Source organism: Paraburkholderia sp. SIMBA_030, assembly GCF_046535245.1.
Classification (GTDB): domain Bacteria; phylum Pseudomonadota; class Gammaproteobacteria; order Burkholderiales; family Burkholderiaceae; genus Paraburkholderia.
In genome coordinates, this window is the sequence record NZ_JAWRXB010000392.1 from 1 (window position 1) to 276 (window position 276).

Below are 276 nucleotides of genomic sequence, written 5' to 3' on the forward strand. Positions count from 1 at the left end.
CAGTATTTTCATGCAGAGCTCTTATGCGTCGCGATTCAGCCAGGCCATGTATTCCGTTACACCTTCAGCAACGGTTTTGAACGGTTTGTCGTAACCCGCCGCGCGCAGATTTGTCAGATCTGCCTGAGTGAACGCCTGATAGCGGCCTTTCAGTTTATCCGGGAACGGAATGTATTCGATCTGTCCTTTCTTGTGATAAGCCAGCGTAGCATCAGCTACAGCCTGGAAGGATTCCGCACGACCAGTACCGAGATTGAAGATGCCGGAAACGCCATT

General features: G+C 51.1%; 1 pseudogene. It reads right to left on the reverse strand.

Annotated elements, in window-relative coordinates:
- Positions 1-21: 21 nt before the first annotated feature.
- Positions 22-276: pseudogene (locus tag SB772_RS40485) on the reverse strand (ADP-L-glycero-D-mannoheptose-6-epimerase); the annotation flags it as partial.